The sequence below is a fragment of the Streptomyces sp. NPDC020731 genome, from assembly GCF_044334705.1.
Taxonomy (GTDB): Bacteria; Actinomycetota; Actinomycetes; order Streptomycetales; family Streptomycetaceae; genus Streptomyces.
Genome location: NZ_JBIRTN010000002.1, coordinates 374,534 through 389,679, shown reverse-complemented (window position 1 = coordinate 389,679; position 15,146 = coordinate 374,534). Strand labels below are relative to the sequence as shown.

13 protein-coding genes and 1 pseudogene are annotated in these 15,146 nt (G+C 71.4%); 11 read left to right on the top strand and 3 right to left on the bottom strand.

Annotated elements, in window-relative coordinates:
* Window positions 1-10: 10 nt before the first annotated feature.
* The 5 genes from ACH4VX_RS04505 to ACH4VX_RS04485 all read left to right on the top strand — a co-directional run bounded on the left by ACH4VX_RS04505 (window position 11) and on the right by ACH4VX_RS04485 (window position 6,264).
* On the top strand, window positions 11-1,363 hold the full coding sequence (locus ACH4VX_RS04505; RefSeq protein ID WP_398365836.1) for an extracellular solute-binding protein: 1,353 nt from the start codon (window positions 11-13) through the stop codon (window positions 1,361-1,363).
* Window positions 1,363-2,301, top strand: coding sequence for a carbohydrate ABC transporter permease (locus ACH4VX_RS04500; protein ID WP_398365835.1), 939 nt, complete (start codon window positions 1,363-1,365; stop codon window positions 2,299-2,301). Before ACH4VX_RS04505 ends, ACH4VX_RS04500 begins: the two co-directional genes overlap by 1 nt.
* Window positions 2,298-3,158: a carbohydrate ABC transporter permease gene (locus tag ACH4VX_RS04495; RefSeq protein WP_398365834.1), complete on the top strand. Its 861-nt coding sequence runs from the start codon at window positions 2,298-2,300 to the stop codon at window positions 3,156-3,158. Before ACH4VX_RS04500 ends, ACH4VX_RS04495 begins: the two co-directional genes overlap by 4 nt.
* A 94-nt stretch (window positions 3,159-3,252) precedes the next feature.
* Window positions 3,253-4,092 carry a hypothetical protein gene (locus ACH4VX_RS04490; protein WP_398365833.1) on the top strand — a complete coding sequence of 280 codons (840 nt, stop codon included), beginning with the start codon at window positions 3,253-3,255 and terminating at the stop codon, window positions 4,090-4,092.
* Window positions 4,093-4,494: 402 nt separating this feature from the next.
* On the top strand, window positions 4,495-6,264 hold the full coding sequence (locus ACH4VX_RS04485; RefSeq protein WP_398365832.1) for a beta-ketoacyl-[acyl-carrier-protein] synthase family protein: 1,770 nt from the start codon (window positions 4,495-4,497) through the stop codon (window positions 6,262-6,264).
* Window positions 6,265-6,329: 65 nt separating this feature from the next.
* Here the strand turns inward: ACH4VX_RS04485 and ACH4VX_RS04480 are convergent, their stop codons facing one another.
* Together ACH4VX_RS04480 and ACH4VX_RS04475 are read right to left on the bottom strand one after the other, a co-directional pair.
* On the bottom strand, window positions 6,330-7,361 hold the full coding sequence (locus tag ACH4VX_RS04480) for a Ku protein (RefSeq protein ID WP_398365938.1): 1,032 nt from the start codon (window positions 7,359-7,361) through the stop codon (window positions 6,330-6,332).
* 135 nt (window positions 7,362-7,496) lie between these two features.
* Window positions 7,497-8,300: a nuclease-related domain-containing protein gene (locus ACH4VX_RS04475; RefSeq protein WP_398365831.1), complete on the bottom strand. Its 804-nt coding sequence runs from the start codon at window positions 8,298-8,300 to the stop codon at window positions 7,497-7,499.
* 99 nt (window positions 8,301-8,399) lie between these two features.
* Between ACH4VX_RS04475 and ACH4VX_RS04470 the strand changes: the two genes are divergently transcribed.
* From ACH4VX_RS04470 to ACH4VX_RS04450, 5 genes and pseudogenes are all read left to right on the top strand, one after another.
* Entirely contained in the window at window positions 8,400-8,906 is a 507-nt protein-coding gene (locus ACH4VX_RS04470) for a protein phosphatase (protein ID WP_398365830.1), read from the top strand.
* Between the two features lie 116 nt (window positions 8,907-9,022).
* Window positions 9,023-9,862: an SH3 domain-containing protein gene (locus ACH4VX_RS04465; protein WP_398365829.1), complete on the top strand. Its 840-nt coding sequence runs from the start codon at window positions 9,023-9,025 to the stop codon at window positions 9,860-9,862.
* Between the two features lie 43 nt (window positions 9,863-9,905).
* Window positions 9,906-11,258: an FtsW/RodA/SpoVE family cell cycle protein gene (locus tag ACH4VX_RS04460; protein WP_398365828.1), complete on the top strand. Its 1,353-nt coding sequence runs from the start codon at window positions 9,906-9,908 to the stop codon at window positions 11,256-11,258.
* Window positions 11,259-11,295: 37 nt separating this feature from the next.
* Entirely contained in the window at window positions 11,296-12,753 is a 1,458-nt protein-coding gene (locus ACH4VX_RS04455) for a penicillin-binding transpeptidase domain-containing protein (RefSeq protein WP_398365827.1), read from the top strand.
* Window positions 12,754-12,819: 66 nt separating this feature from the next.
* Window positions 12,820-13,355 (top strand): annotated as a pseudogene (locus ACH4VX_RS04450) (DUF3291 domain-containing protein).
* Here ACH4VX_RS04450 and ACH4VX_RS04445 read toward each other — a convergent pair.
* Window positions 13,352-13,951, bottom strand: coding sequence for a Uma2 family endonuclease (locus tag ACH4VX_RS04445; RefSeq protein ID WP_398365826.1), 600 nt, complete (start codon window positions 13,949-13,951; stop codon window positions 13,352-13,354). The pseudogene ACH4VX_RS04450 and the gene ACH4VX_RS04445 sit on opposite strands and share 4 nt — an antisense overlap.
* A 224-nt stretch (window positions 13,952-14,175) precedes the next feature.
* Between ACH4VX_RS04445 and ACH4VX_RS04440 the strand changes: the two genes are divergently transcribed.
* The gene (locus tag ACH4VX_RS04440; protein ID WP_398365825.1) at window positions 14,176-15,114 is read left to right on the top strand and encodes a diiron oxygenase; all 939 of its coding nucleotides are present in this window, start codon (window positions 14,176-14,178) and stop codon (window positions 15,112-15,114) included.
* The last annotated feature ends 32 nt before the right edge of the window (window positions 15,115-15,146 follow it).

The following is a 15,146-nucleotide window of genomic DNA, read 5'->3' as shown; positions in this document are numbered from 1 at the left end:
GGAGACACCCGTGTCGAAACAACTCCGTAAGCAAGAAGGAGGGCGGTGGTTCGGCGCGCTCGCCGCCGTTCTCGCCGTAGCCGCCGTCACCGCCACCGGGTGCTCCTCGGGCGGGTCGGGTCAACAGCAGGACGAGTCCGCATCGTTGGAGGTGTGGATCCGGCAGGACGCCGGCAGTCCCGCCGCGGAGTCGGCGGAGGCGCTCACCGCGGCGTTCTCCGAGGAGAGCGGCATCGAGGCGAAGCTGGTCGCCGTCGGCGTGACGGACTTCGAGACCAAGCTGCAGCAGCGCACGGCGCAGAAGGACCTGCCGGACATCGTCATCAACGACACCGGCCAGTTGGGGAACCTGGTGGCCCAGGGGCTGGTCCGTGAGGTCGACCGCGAGGGCGTCGCCGGGAGCGCCGACATCGCCGACCGGGCCTGGGAGGCGGCGCGGGGGTACGACGGCAAGTACTACGGGGTGCCCTTCAACGCGCAGGCCTTCGCGCTGCTGATACGCAAGGACTGGCGGGAGGAGGTGGGGGCGTCCGTACCGAAGTCGTGGGACGAACTCACCGAGCTGGCCGTCAAGTTCACCGAGGAGGACCCGGACGGCAACGGCGAGGACGACACCGCCGGCATGGTGGTGCCGGGGAGCACCACCCGCGGCTATCTGACCTGGTGGTTCTCCACCATGCTGTGGTCGGAGGGCGGCGAGTTCGTCAAGAAGCAGGGCGACGGCTACGCGCCCGCGATCGACGGGGCCGCGTCCGTCGGGGCCGTGGAGAAGCTGCAGGCGATGTTCTGCGACTCCGAGGTCGTCCAGCCGGGGGCCAGTACCGCCGACTCCTCCACCACGCACACCGTCTTCGAGAGCGGCAAGGGCGGCATCTACCTGACCGGCCCGTACATGCTGCCGCGCTTCGACGGGTCGCTGGGCAAGGACAAGTACGAGGTCGTCGCGGCACCGCCGGGCGCCGGCGGCGAGGCCGCCCTGGCCGAGGGCGAGAACGTCTACATGATGGCCGGCTCGGCCAACGAGAAGGGTCAGCAGGAGTTCGCCGAGTTCGCCGCCTCCCCCGCCGGCCAGAAGATCGGCCTCGGGGTCGACAACGGCGGCATCATCGTCCGGCTGCCGGTCAACACCCAGGTGGACGGGGCCGCCGAGCGCGGCGACCCGCGCTGGGACGTCTTCCAGCAGGTCTACGACACGTCCGGCCGCAACGCGCCGGCCCTGCCCAACTGGTCCACCGTCCGGCAGATCTCCTCCGAGGGCCTCAACGGCGTCGTCTCCGACTGCTCGCGCGACGTGGCCGGGGCGATGAAGAAGCTGGCCGGCGAGATCGACGACGAGCTCGAGAAGCAGGGGGCCAAGGGCTGATGGCGGTGACCGAGGCGCGGACGTCGCGCGGACCGGTCGCCCGAGGTCCGCTCCGCACGGCCCCGCCGGTGAGGACGCGGTTGCGGCGGGCCGCGACGCCCTGGCTCTTCCTGGCGCCGGCCCTGCTGCTGTTCCTGTACTTCAAGTTCATTCCCATGGCTCAGGCCGTGCGGATGAGCTTCGAGGAGGTCCGGCCGTTCCTCGGCAACACCTATGTCGGCGGCGCGAACTACTCCGAGATCGCGGGCAGCGCCGACTTCGGCGCGGCGGTGTGGCACACGGTGGTCCTGGCCGTGGCCACGACCGCCGGTTCGGTCGTGCTCGGGCTGGCGCTGGCCCTGTTGCTGGAGGGCCAGACCCGGTCGCTGTGGTTCATCCGGTCGGCGATCTTCCTGCCGGTGGTCACGGCCATGGCGGTGGTGGCCGAGGTGTGGCGGGTCATGTACTACCCGGCCGAGGGCGGTGCGCTGAACTCGGTGCTGTCCGTTTTTGGCATGGGGCCCAGCGAGTTCCTCAACTCGCCGGACAGTTCGCTGGCGTCCATCGCCTTCGTCGGCGTCTGGCGGGGTGCCCCGTACGACATGATGATCTTCCTGGCGGGGCTGGCCGGCGTGGACCGGGTGCTCTACGAGGCGTCGGCGGTCGACGGGGCCTCGCGCTTCCGCCGGATCTGGCACGTCACACTGCCCGGACTGCGGCCGGTGTTCGCGATCCTGCTGACCCTGGCCGCGATCCGGGGCCTGCGGATCTTCACCGAGGTGTTCCTGCTCACCAACGGCGGGCCCGACGGCTCGACGGAGGTGCTGCTGACACTGACGTACAAGCTCGGTCTGGAACGCAACGAGCTGGGGGTCGCGGCGGCCGGGACCGTCCTGCTGTTCCTGATCCTGCTGGTGCTGACCGTCGCCTCGCGCCTGCGCCGTAAGGGGGTCCGATGAGGAACGACACCGCGCTCGGCCTGCAGGAGGCGCGCGGGCCGTGGGCCCGGGTGCTGCGGTTCGTCCTGTACACCGTCCTCTTCGCGGTCTTCGCGGGGCCGCTGCTGGCGCTGATGGTCGGCGCCTTCACGCCGACCGTGGACCCGACGCAGTTCACCCTGTTCCCGGACCGGCTGTCCCTGGACAACCTGGAACGGGCGATCGACCGGAACGTCCTCGACTACCTCCTCAACTCCTTCCTCGTGGTGGGCGGCGGGCTGGCCCTGCAGGTGCTGGTCAGTGTCTTCGCCGGGTACGCGCTGGCCCGCAAGCGGTTCCGCGGCTCGGCGGTGGTGCTGGTGCTCATCCTGGCCACGATGATGCTGCCGGAGGAGGTGCTGGCCGTTCCGCTGTCGGTGCTGCTGGCGGATCTGCCGGTGCTGCACATCAGTCTGGTCGGTTCGCTGGTCGGCATGATCGTGCCGGTGGCGGCGTGGGGCTTCTCGATCCTGGTGATGACCGAGTTCATGAAGGAGATCCCCAAGGAGCTGGAGGAGTCGGCGCGGCTGGACGGCGCGGGCGAGCTGCGCGTCTTCTGGCAGGTCGTCCTGCCGCTCTGCCGCCCCGCCCTGGGCGTGATCGGCATCTTCGGGTTCACCATGATCTGGGACCAGTACATGCTGCCGCTGCTGGTCGCCACCGATCCGGCGCAGTACACCCTGCCGCTAGCGCTGCGCTCCCTGCGCTCGGACGACCAGGTGGGCATCGGGGTGCTGCTGGTGGGCGCCTTCCTGGCGATGCTGCCGTCGGTGCTCGCCTTCCTGGCGCTGCAACGGTCGTTCGTCCGGGGGCTCACGTCGGGGGCGGTCAAGGGGTAGGGAGCCGAACGCCCGGGACCTAGGGTGTTCCTCGAGTGTGAGGCGCATCGGTTCACGGCGGGGTTCGGGCTCCGCGGTGGTTGGGGGGGGTGGCATGGCCCTGGTCATGTGTCCGCTGTGCAGTGACGACGAGGACATCGAGGTGGTCCGGAGCCTGGAGGGCGGGGGCCGGGTCGTCAGGCACCGGTGCGGCTACGAATGGGAGCACGCGGCGCCCGCGGCTCCGAAGAAGGAACGGGCGCCCTGCTCCTTCGACGAGCTCGCGGCGCGCTTCCCGAAGGCCGGGGACGTCGAACCCGGCAGGCTGGAGCACGTGGCCCGGCTCAAGGAGCGGTACCTCGCCGTGCGGCCGGACTTCGATCCCCGGGTCGCGGCCTACTGGGCGGAGTACCAGGAGATCCTCTCCCCCGACGGGTTGCGCGCGTGCGATCCGAGGCGTCTGAAGGACTTCGCCAACTCCGAGGTCGGCGCCCGCCCCGGCAACCAGGCCACGTTCAACTCCGCCTGGAACGCCATGGGTGACGCCGCAGCCGGGGAGGCGACCCGCGAGACGATCGCGTACCTCCTGTACGGGCCCGACGACACACCGCTCGGGGACCGGCTGCACCATCTGTTGGCCGGGACCGAGCCGTTCGCCATGACCGGGTTCAAGGAGGCCCTGCTCACGCGGGTGTTGTGCGTGATGGAGCCCGAGCGGTTCCTGACGATCCTCAAGTACACGACGGAGGCGGGCGGCAAGCGCGAGATCGCGCGGAAGGTCTACGGGCTGGAGCTGCCGGCGCCGGAGTCGGTGAACTGGACGCTCGGGCGGCTCATCCTCTGGAGCAACGACCTGCTGCGTTCCCTGGTCGGCGAGGGGTTCGCCAATCAGCAGCACGCCGCCGCGTTCCTGTGGTGGGCGAAGGACCAGCCCTCCGCCGCGCCCTCCCGGTGAGGGGCCGAGGTCAGCCGCCCGTTCCGCCCGCGGTCCCAGAGGCCCGGGATCCGGCCGCCGGCTCCGTCCTCGTCGGCGCGGTGGTCGTCGCCTCCGCGCCCGGGGTCCGGCCGTTCCGGGCGGGTTCCCGGTGTGCGGGGTGAACGCGACGGCCGTCAGCACGCGGGCCGCCGCGCCCGCGCGGGCGTCGGGTGATTCGTGACGTTTTGCACATACGGGCTACGGCCGGGTAACTCGTCGGCCCCGCTCGCGCGTTACCGGATGTGTCTCCCGTCACCCGCCTGGTAGAACATGGCAAAACGGACATGCCCGCGATTCAACAATGGTCCGTTCGCATGTCGTACAGAACACTCGTAATCGCCCCCAGTACGACAGTTCGGATCAAAGAGAGCATGCGCGGCCATGACCCACTTCCCCGAAACGCCTGAAGTACCCATACGCCCGTACGCGGTTACCGCCGCCGAGGTCGTTCCCGGTGACCTGTTCGCCCTGTCCCACGAGGACGCGGTGCGGCACCGGTGGCATGTCGTGACGCACACACTGCCCGAGGGCCCGGAGGTGATCCGGGTCACGCTGCGACCGCCGCTCGGCGGGGTGGACCACGAGGAGGCGCTGCGCCGCGAACAGCGGGTGACCGTCGCCGGGCGGCGGATGGACGTGGCCGCGGTCCCGCGGGTGAGCTCTCCGGCCCTCGAGGGCGTGGAGTTCCGGGACGGGGACCGGGTGCGCACCCTGCGCGCCGTCGACCCGCGGGCCCAGGAGGTGACGTACGTCCGCCGCTGGGGCGGCTGGTACGCCGACGGTGGGAGCCCGTCCGAGCCGGTGTCCGACGCCGATGTGCGCCGGTGGGCCGCCGGGGCCGATCGGGAGGGTGACGTCGTGCGGCACGAACCGCGCCCCGTGCGGGCGGCGGAGGCGGCCGGGGCACGGCGGGTCGTCGTCACCGGGCTCGGTGCCGTCACCCCGCTGGGCGTCGGTGCGGGCGAGTTGTGGCAGGGGCTGATCGAAGGGCGGCACGGCATACGGGAGTTGGTGGGCACGGAGTTCGACGGGCTGCCGGTGCGGATCGCCGGGACCGTGCCGGTGGACCCGGCCGGGCTGCTGCCCCGGCAGACGGCGCGGCGGATGAACCGGGCCGCGCAGTTCGCCGTGCTGGCGGCGCGGGAGGCATGGACCGACGCGGGGTACGCGGAGGGCGGTACGCGCGGGAGCGGGCTCGATCCGGAACGGGTCGGGGTGAGTCTCGGCGCCATCCTCGGGGACGCGTCGGTGCTGGTCGGCGGGGACCGGAAGCTGCGGGAGAAGGGGCCGCGCGGTGTCCCACCGCTCACCACGCCCATGACGGTGCCCTCGCAGGCGGCCTCGCAGGTCTCGCTCGACCTGCACATCACCGGTGAGGCGCGCACCGTGACCAGCGCGTGCGCCTCCGGGACCGAGGCGATCGGGCAGGCGGTCGACCGCATCCGGTACGGGCGGGTCGACGTCGCCCTCGCGGGCGGTGCCGAGGCGGTCGTGACGCCGGCGATCATGGCGTCCTTCGCGGCGATGCGGGCGCTGGCCGAGGGCGACCCGTCCGAGGGCTCGCCGTCGCGCCCGTTCGCCAGGGACCGTGACGGGTTCGTCAACGGGGAGGGGGCGGGGGTGCTCGTCCTGGAGTCCGAGGAGCACGCGCGCGCCCGTGGGGCCCGTATCTACTGCGAAGCCGCCGGATGGGGGCTGTCCGCCGACGCCCATCATGTCGCGGCGCCGGATCCGACCGGCGACGGCATCGCGCTCGCGCTGCGGCGGGCCGTGCGGGACGCGGGGGGCCGGGTGGCGGACGTGGTCCACGTCAACGCGCACGCCACCGCGACGGTCGACGGTGATCTCGCGGAGGCTCGGGCGCTACGGGGTGTGCTCGGGCGGCGGAATGTGCCGGTCACGGCCTTGAAGGGGCACCTGGGGCATCTCCAGGGGGCCGCGGGCGGGGTGGAGGCGGTCGCCGCGGTGCTCACGCTGCACCACGGGATGGTGCCGGCGACGGTGGGCTGCGGGGAGGTCGACGACGCGATCGATCTGGACGTGGTGCGGGGGGAACCGCGGGTGCTGCCGGATGCCGGTGATCTGGTGCTGAGCAACTCGTTCGGGTTCGGTGGGCACAACGCGGTGCTGGCGCTGAGGCGGGTGGCGTAGGCGGAGCCGGTGGCCCGCACGCCGCCCTCGTGGCGCCGGCGCGCGGGCGGCCCCTCCGCGGCGGGTCAGGCCGAGCGTTTACGGGACGCCGCCTTCTTCGCCGGAGTCTTCTTCGAGGGTGCCTTCCCCGCCGTGCCCCCGGCCGTGCTCTTCGCCGTCGTCTTCTTCTCGGCCTGGCTCGTCTTCGACGTCGTCTTCCGTGCCGAGGACGCCGGCTTCTTCTCCGCCGCCGACGTGGACTTCCTGCCGCCGGCCCCCTTGGGGGACGAGCGGGACGTCCTGCGCTGCGGCAACCGCTCGACCTCGGCCTCCTCCGGCTCACCGCGGACCGCGCGGACGCTCCGCTCCAGGGCCGTCGTCAGGTCCAGGACCTCGACGCCGCGCTCCGGCTCGGGCACCTCGGGCAGTGCCTCGCCGGAGATCTTGGCGGCGACGACCTCCTCCACCGCCTCGCGGTACTCGTCGCGCAGGTCCTCCAGGCCGACCTCGCCGAGGGCGTCCATCAGGGCGTCCGCGAGGTTCAGCTCCTTGTCATGGAGGGTGACGTCCGCGTCGGGGGCGATCCCTTCGGGGGCGCGGACCTCGTCCGGCCAGAGCAGACCGTGCAGGGCGATCGCCTCACCGACCACGCGGAGCATGCCCAGGCGCTCCCTGCCCCGCAGCGCGAACTTCGCGATGGCCACCCTGTTGCCGCGCTTCAGGGCCTCCCGCAGGAGCGTGTACGGCCTGGCGGCCGGCGCCCTGCCCGCCGCCAGGTAGTACGCGGCGCCCAGTTGGAGCGGGTCGATGCTGTCCTCGGGGACGAAGGTGACGATCTCGATCGTCCTGGCGGTGGGGATCGGCAGGTGGGCCAGGTCCTCGTCGGTGATCGGGATGATCGTGCCGTCCGCCTCCTCGTAGCCCCTGCTGATCTCCTGAGCGGTGACCTCGCGGTCCTCCAGCTCGCAGAACTTGCGGTGGCGGATCCGGCCACCGTCCTCCGTGTGGATCTCGCGGAAGGGCACCGCGTGGCTCTCGGTGGCGTTCACGAGCTTGATCGGGATTCTGACCAGGCCGAACGAGATCACGCCGTTCCAGATGGATCTCATGTGCGGCACCTTTCCGGTCACTCGCCGGTCACATTCATGGCAGTTGTCACATTTTGCGCGAGATTCCCATCTTATGATGCTTGTCGCCGGGACGGGGGCGACGGCTCGCGCTCGGCGATCCGGAGAAAGTGCCGCACCGGCCGGTCACAGCCGGGTCCAGGTGTTCCGGTCCCGGGCCATCGCGTGCAGGGCCTCCGTGTCGGCCGGTTTCAGGACTCCGCCCGCGCGGGCCAGGATCTCCACGTCGGCGTCCGTCAGGACGCGCACCCCGCGGGGCGGGGCCGGGACCGTCACGGCCGACGCGCCGACCAGGACGAGCACCGGGCGGACCTCGGCCGTCAGGGCGCAGGAGGCGCGGTCGGCGTCGGCCCGGACCCGGCGCAGCAGAGGCCGCGGTTCGTGACGGCCCAGGCCGACCCGGGGGTCGGCGACCGTCACCCGCTGCCGGTGGGCGTACAGGGCGTGGACGGCGTACAGACCTCCGGGGCCGATCAGCAGGTGGTGGATGCGGTCACCGCCGGGGAGCGGGATCGAGTGCAGGGTGTGCCAGCCGGCGCCGTCCATGCGGTCCAGGGCCTCGCCCACCGTCCGCTCCGCGGTGAGCGCCCTGCGGCGCGGGTCGGGGCGGAGGCGGTGGGCCGGTCCGGGATCGCGGTCGAGGTCGATCAGCAGCGCCTCGCCGGGGCGGTTCGGCGCGAGGTCGTCGTCGGGGTGCAGGGACAGACGTGCCAGCTCGGCGGGGGTGGGGACCGGGGGCGGGCCGACCGAGACCGGGCCGGTGAGGAAGGGCCCCAATGCGGCGAGCACGTCCTCCTCGCGGTCCCCGCCGAGCAGGTTCACCCTGGCGGTCCCACGGTCGTACCAGGCGAGGTCCCTGCCGTCCGGGAGGCAGACGTACAGCCTTTCCCGGCCGTGCCGCCAGGTCGGTATGACGCGCAGTCCGGTCATGCATCATCACCTCACGTCCATGGGAACAGGCGGGTGCTCCGGGGGCAAGGAGCCGGTTACCTTGGAGAGGAGTTGGGCGGTGGGGGTGGGGAGGCGCCGTTGCGTACCCGCAGGAAGCAACCCGACGTACCGCCTCCGGACAGTCCGTGGAACGAGATCGTGCCCGGTCCGTGGATGGGCGGGCACGAGTTCCGGGGCCTTTCCGGCCGGCTGGAGTTCGCCGTGGTGAACCGGCAGTTCGATCTTGTGCAGACGTTGTTGCGGCTGCCCGGGCACGGGCCGGGTCCCGGGGTCGAGCACCATGTGTGGCCGATCCCCGACGGGCCGCTGGACGGAACGCAGCTCGCGGGCGTGATCCGGCCGGCCGAGGCGGCGTGCGAGGCGCTGGACGCCGGCCGTACGGTCCTCGTGCGCTGTTACCACGGGTACAACCGCTCGGGCCTGATGGTCACGCACGCGCTGATACGGCAGGGCCGGACCGCCGAGGCGGCGATCCGGCTGGTCCGCTCCCGCCGTTCGTCCTGGGCCCTGCACAACGACCTGTTCGTCGACTACCTCCGCGCCGGACTGTCCACGGCGCGGCTGCTGGAGGAGCTGACGGAGTAGGCGACGCGGATGGCGCCGTCCCCGATGGCGCAGCAGGGCGGGCGGGTGCGGAGGGCCGCTCCTAGTGTGGCGATAAGTCTCCTTCGACCCGTTTCCCCGCATGTGGAGGTACTGCCATGTCCCTGCGTCCCCCGCTCACCCGCCGTCTGCCCATAGCTCTCGCCGCCGGGGCCCTCGCGGTCGCGACCGCCGTCACCCCCGCCGTCGCCGCCGACGACCCGAACCAGGGCGGCGGCCAGGGGAACTGGAGCCAGCAGGGCGGCAACGGCAACCAGCAAGGTGGTAACGGCCACCAGCAGGACGGCAACGGTGGCGGCAACCAGCAGGGTGGCGGCAACCAGCAGGGTGGCAACGGTGGCGGCAACCAACAAGGCGGCAACGGTGGCGGCAACCAACAAGGCGGCAACGGCCACCAGCAGGACGGCAACGGCAACGGCAACCAGCAGGGTGGCGGCAACCAGCAGGGTGGCAACGGTGGCGGCAACCAACAAGGCGGCAACGGTGGCGGCAACCAGCAGGGCGGCAACGGCAACGGCAACCAGCAGGGCGGCAACGGCCACCAGCAGGACGGCAACGGCAACGGCAACCAGCAGGGTGGCGGCAACCAGCAAGGCGGTAACGGCCACCAGCAAGGCAACGCCGACCAGCAAGGCGGCAACGGCAACCAGCAGGGCGGCAACGGCGACTTCAACAACCAGGCCGGCGGCAACCACGGCGACCAGGGTGAGTACAAGGGTGTCGTCACGGCGAGGTCCCTGGCCCTGCGCAGCGCCCCGAACCGGGGTTCGCAGGTCATCCGGTACGCCCACAAGGGCGACGTCGTCTCGATCTTCTGCAAGGTCCCCGGCGACAAGGTGGACGGCAATCCCCTCTGGTACCTCCTCACGGACGGCACCTGGGCGTGGGGTCCGGCCGCCCACATCGACAACATCGGCCCCGCGCCACGCTGGTGCTGACGAGCGAAGCACGCAAGGCGCCCTATTTGGGTAAGTTCCGGACATGAGCAAGGCCGGTATCACCCTGGCGACGGCGGATCCGCCCACGCCCGCCGTCCGCCTCACCGGGCGCCGCGGTGTCGAGCTCGCCCTGATCGTCCTGGCCGTCCTGCTGTCGGTGTACGGCTACTGCGCCGTCGGCCTCGCCAGGAACGGCACCGTCCCGCCCGGCGCCGCCGGTTACGGCGCCGGGCTCGGCGTGCTCGCGCTGGTCGCCCATCTGGCGGTGCGCTGGCGCGCCCCGGGCGCCGACCCGGTGCTGCTCCCCATCGGGGTGCTGCTCAACGGCCTCGGTCTGGTGCTGATCTACCGGCTCGACCTGGAGACGCCGGGCGATCCGGCGGCCCCGACCCAGCTGGTCTGGTCGACACTGGGCGTGGCGCTGTTCATCATGGTCGTCCTGGTGCTCCGCGACCACCGGGTGCTCCAGAACTACACCTACGTCTGTGTCACCACCGCGCTGGTCCTGCTGACGGTCCCGATCCTCTTCCCGGCGGTGAACGGGGCCCGGATCTGGATCCGGGTCGCCGGATTCTCCATCCAGCCCGGAGAGTTCGCGAAGGTGCTGCTGGCGGTCTTCTTCGCCGCGTACCTCGCCGCGAACCGGGGCGCCCTCACCTACGCCGGCCGCCGCCTCCAACTGCCCACCGGGCGGGTGCTCGGCCCGATCGTCGCCGTCTGGCTGGTCAGTGTGGGCGTGCTGGTGCTGGAGCGGGACCTCGGTACCTCGCTGCTGTTCTTCGGTCTGTTCGTGGTCCTGCTGTACGTCGCCACCGGCCGCACGGGCTGGATCGCGGTGGGGCTGCTGCTGGCCTCGCTGGGGGCGGTGGCGGTGGGCCGGCTGGAGCCGCACGTGCACCACAGGATCGAGACCTGGCTGCGTCCGTTCGGCTCGATCGAGGCGGGCGAGGGCCCGAACCAGATCGCCCAGTCCCTGTTCGCCTTCGCGGAGGGCGGGATGCTCGGCACCGGGCTCGGGCTCGGGCACTCGGTGCTCATCGGCTTCGCGGTCAAGTCCGACTTCATCCTGGCGACGGCCGGTGAGGAGCTGGGCCTGGCCGGGCTGTCCGCGATCTTCCTGCTCTACGGACTGCTGGTGGAGCGCGGCTACCGGGCGGGGCTGGCCCTGCGCGACCCCTTCGGGCGGCTGCTCGCCGTGGGCCTCGCCTCGCTCGTGGCGCTCCAGGTGTTCGTGATCGCGGGCGGGGTGACCGGGCTGATCCCGCTGACCGGGATGGCGATGCCGTTCCTGGCGCAGGGCGGCTCGTCGGTGGTGACCAACTGGGCGATCGTGGCGCTGCTGGTCCGGCTGAGCGACTGCGCGCGGCGGCAGGACGACGGGGGTGCGCTCCGGTGAGCCGTCGCGTCCGGCGCAGCGGCGGGGGTGCGCTCCGGTGACCCGGCACATCCGGCACGCCGCGCTGTTCTGCGCCCTGCTGCTGGTGGCGCTGCTGGTGAACGCCGCCCGCGTCCAGGTCCTGCGGGCAGACGCCTACGACAGCAACCCGGCCAACCGCCGGGAGGCCATCGCCCGCTACCGGCAGCCGCGCGGCGACATCCTGGCCGGCGGGCGGCCGGTCACCGGATCACGGGACACCGGGGAGCATCTGCGCTACGAACGGACGTACCGTGACGGGCCGTTGTACGCCCCGGTGACCGGCTTCGCCTCGCAGGAGTACGGGACGACGCTGCTGGAGCACACGGAGGACGGGCTGCTGTCCGGGGCCGCCCCGGTGCTCGCGCCGCTGCCGCTGTGGAACGAGTTCACGCGCTCCCGCAGCGCGGGCGGCCATGTGGTGACGACGATCGATCCGGCGGCGCAGCGGGCGGCGTACGAGGGGCTGCGCTCGCGGAAGGGCGCGGTGGCGGCGGTGGAGCCGTCGACCGGCCGGATTCTGGCGCTGGTGTCGGTCCCGTCGTACGATCCCGCGCTGCTGTCCGGGAACGGCGCGGCGGCGCGGGACGCCTGGGCGCGACTGAACGCCGATCCGGACCGGCCGATGCTGAACCGGGCGGTGCAGCGGACGTATCCACCGGGTTCGACGTTCAAGGTGGTCACCGCGGCGGCGGCGCTGGACGCGGGCGTGGTCAAGAACCTGGACAAGCCGACCGACTCCCCCGACCCGTACACCCTGCCGGGGACCAGGACCCGGCTGACCAACGGGTCCAAGGGCTGCGAGGACGCCTCGGTGCGGGAGGCGTTCGTCTGGTCCTGCAACACGGTGTTCGCCAGACTGGGGGTGACCACGGGGGTGGCGAAGATGGAGACGACGGCCGAGAACTTCGGTTTCAACGACCCGGACGTACGCATTCCGTTCCGGGTGGCGCGCAGCACCTTCGACACCACGGTGGACCGGGCGCAGCTCGCGCTGTCGTCGATCGGGCAGTACAACACCCGGGCGACACCACTGCAGATGGCGATGGTCGCGGCGGCCGTGGCGGGCGGCGGGCAGGTGCGGGAGCCGTATCTGGTGGAGCGGACCACGCGGGCGAGCGGCGGCACGGTGTCGACGACGGGTTCGCGTCCGGTACGGCGGGCCATGCATCCGGCGACGGCGATGCGGATGCGGGAGCTGATGCGGGGCGTGGTGGAGGACGGTACCGGCACGAAGGCCGCGATCCCCGGCGCGATCGTCGGCGGCAAGACCGGCACCGCCCAGCACGGCCTGGGCAACTCCGGTACGCCGTACGCCTGGTTCATCTCCTGGGCGCAGGGCGGCGAGGACATGGAGGCGAGGGTGGCGGTCGCGGTGGTGGTCGAGGACGCGGCGGCGAACCGGCGGGAGATCAGCGGCGGCGGGACGGCGGCGCCGATCGCGCGGGCGGTGATGCGGGCGGTGCTGAAGTCGTAGCCCGGGCCGACCACTTGCTGAGACGGGGGTGCCGGAGCGTCCCATTCCCGACCTAACGTTCGGTACATGACCGAGACCGCGTACGAACTCGCCCAGGTGAACATCGCCCGCCTCAAGTCCCCATTGGACTCACCGCAGTTGAAGGACTTCGTCGACAGTCTCGACCCGGTGAACGCGGACGCCGAGGCCGCCGACGGCTTCGTCTGGCGCCTCCGGAGCGAGGAGGGCGACGCGACGGACATCGCCGTCTTCGGCGACTCCTGGCTGATCATCAACATGTCGGTGTGGCGGGACACCGACACCCTGACGGCGTTCATGTACCAGGGCCGCCACCGGGAGATGCTGGCCCGCCGCAGGGTGGGGGTCCCCCCACGCCTTTGAGGCAGTGGGGGAGGTTCGAGCGTGTCGAGGAGGCGATGGTGACCCTGTGGTGGGTCCCGGCAGGCCACCGCCCGACGGTCACGGAGGCGGAGTCCCGCCTCCTCCACCTGCGCACCAACGGCCCGACCCCGTACGCCTTCACCCTGCGGACGTCGTTCCCGCCGGGAGGCGCGGAGCCGCTGATCGGGGAGGTACCGGAAGGGCTGGACTGCTCGGTCTAACGGCGGCGGTCGACGGCGGTGAGGTCGATGTCGACGGGGAACGGAACGGCCAGCTTGAGGCGGTTGTGGAAGATGCCCATCGGTACGTACGACTTGGTCATCGGGTCCAGTTCGTAGACGTGGACCACGGGGAGTCCGTCGTTCTGCTCGACGCGCCAGTAGTGCGGGATGCCCGCGGTCGCATACTTCCGCGGCTTCGCTTCACGGTCCCGCTCCTCCGAGTCCTTGGAAACGACCTCGACGGCGAGCACGACGTCCTCCGGCCGGTACCAGGTCTGGCCCGGGCCGGTATCGGCGTCCGCCTTGAACACCAGAACATCGGGCTCCGGACGGTTGCGCTTGTCGAGCTTGATGGTCATCTCACGCTGGACGTCAAGCCCGTCCGGCACTTGAGCCAGCAGGGCGTTGTCCAGGAGGCGGATGACGCGCGAGTGGAAGTTGGTCTGCGGACTCACGAAGACGAGGCTCCCGTCGATCAGCTCCGTGTGCGGAGGCAGGTTGGGAAGCTTGTCCAGGTCGTCCGCCGTCCAGCCACCGACCGGCGGACGAGGCCACTCGTAGTCGTCGTCCAGCCCGTAGTCGTGTGCGGCGCTCATGATCGCTCCCATGTGCTGCAGTGTGACCGGCAGTGCCAGCGTACCCAGGGCGAACGGCGGGACGGCACTTCATGAGGCGAACGGCAAGGCGCGCCGTTGACGCCGCCGCCGGGTGGATCACCCCTCAACAAGTCCCGCTCAAGGGATTGACGGGCTTGCTGACAGGCAGTCTCATAAGTGGGTGACCCGCCGGTAACCCGAGACGCCTCCGAGGTGGAACCGTCATGACGACCCTGTCGGAAACCGAAGCACTCGACGGCCTGCGGGACGCGCTCGGGCTGCTCAAGGACCGGGAGCAGGTGGCTCAGCGGTTGCTCGACTCGTCCGCCAGGCACTCCTTCGACCCGGACAAGGAGCTGGACTGGGACGCGCCCTTCGAGGAGGGCAAGTGGTTCTGGCCGCCGGAGCTGGTGTCGCTGTACGGCACCCCGATGTGGCGGCGGATGAGCGAGGAGCAGCGCCTCCTGCTCTCCCGGCACGAGGCGGCGGCACTCGCCTCGCTGGGCATCTGGTTCGAGCTGATCCTGATGCAGCTGCTGGTCCGGCACATCTACGACAAGGCCGCCACGAGCGCGCACGTGCGGTACGCGCTCACCGAGATCGAGGACGAGTGCCGGCACTCGAAGATGTTCGCCCGGCTGATCACCCGCGGCGGCACCCCCTGGTACCCGGTGAGCCGGGTCCACCAGAATCTCGGCCGGCTGTTCAAGACGATCTCCACCACTCCCGGCTCCTTCACGGCCACCCTGCTCGGCGAGGAGGTCCTGGACTGGATGCAGCGGCTGACCTTCCCGGACGAGCGGGTCCAGCCGCTGATCCGGGGCGTCACGCGCATCCACGTCGTCGAGGAGGCACGGCACGTGCGCTACGCCCGTGAGGAGCTGCGGCGCCAGATGGTGACCGCTCCGAAGTGGTCGCAGGAGTTCACCCGGGTCACCTCGGGCGAGTTCGCCCGGGTGTTCTCCGTGGCCTTCGTGAACCCGGAGGTGTACACCGACGTCGGCCTGGACAGGCGCGCGGCCGTCGCCCAGGTCAGGGCGAGTGCCCACCGCCGGGACGTGATGCAGCAGGGGGCGAAGAAGCTCACCGACTTCCTCGACGACATCGGCGTGCTGCGTGGCGTCGGAAGGAAGTTGTGGCAGTCGTCCGGGCTGCTGGCCTAGGCAGGCACGCCAACGAAACCGATCACACCAGA

Bases quoted from the DNA above. Each gene is read 5' to 3' on its own strand.
- ACH4VX_RS04500 (WP_398365835.1), top strand. From the start codon at position 1,363: ATGGCGGTGACCGAGGCGCGGACGTCGCGCGGACCGGTCGCCCGAGGT.
- ACH4VX_RS04495 (WP_398365834.1), top strand. From the start codon at position 2,298: ATGAGGAACGACACCGCGCTCGGCCTGCAGGAGGCGCGCGGGCCGTGG.
- ACH4VX_RS04490 (WP_398365833.1), top strand. From the start codon at position 3,253: ATGGCCCTGGTCATGTGTCCGCTGTGCAGTGACGACGAGGACATCGAG.
- ACH4VX_RS04485 (WP_398365832.1), top strand. From the start codon at position 4,495: ATGACCCACTTCCCCGAAACGCCTGAAGTACCCATACGCCCGTACGCG.
- ACH4VX_RS04475 (WP_398365831.1), bottom strand. From the start codon at position 8,300: ATGACCGGACTGCGCGTCATACCGACCTGGCGGCACGGCCGGGAAAGG.
- ACH4VX_RS04465 (WP_398365829.1), top strand. From the start codon at position 9,023: ATGTCCCTGCGTCCCCCGCTCACCCGCCGTCTGCCCATAGCTCTCGCC.
- ACH4VX_RS04460 (WP_398365828.1), top strand. From the start codon at position 9,906: ATGAGCAAGGCCGGTATCACCCTGGCGACGGCGGATCCGCCCACGCCC.
- ACH4VX_RS04445 (WP_398365826.1), bottom strand. From the start codon at position 13,951: ATGAGCGCCGCACACGACTACGGGCTGGACGACGACTACGAGTGGCCT.
- ACH4VX_RS04440 (WP_398365825.1), top strand. From the start codon at position 14,176: ATGACGACCCTGTCGGAAACCGAAGCACTCGACGGCCTGCGGGACGCG.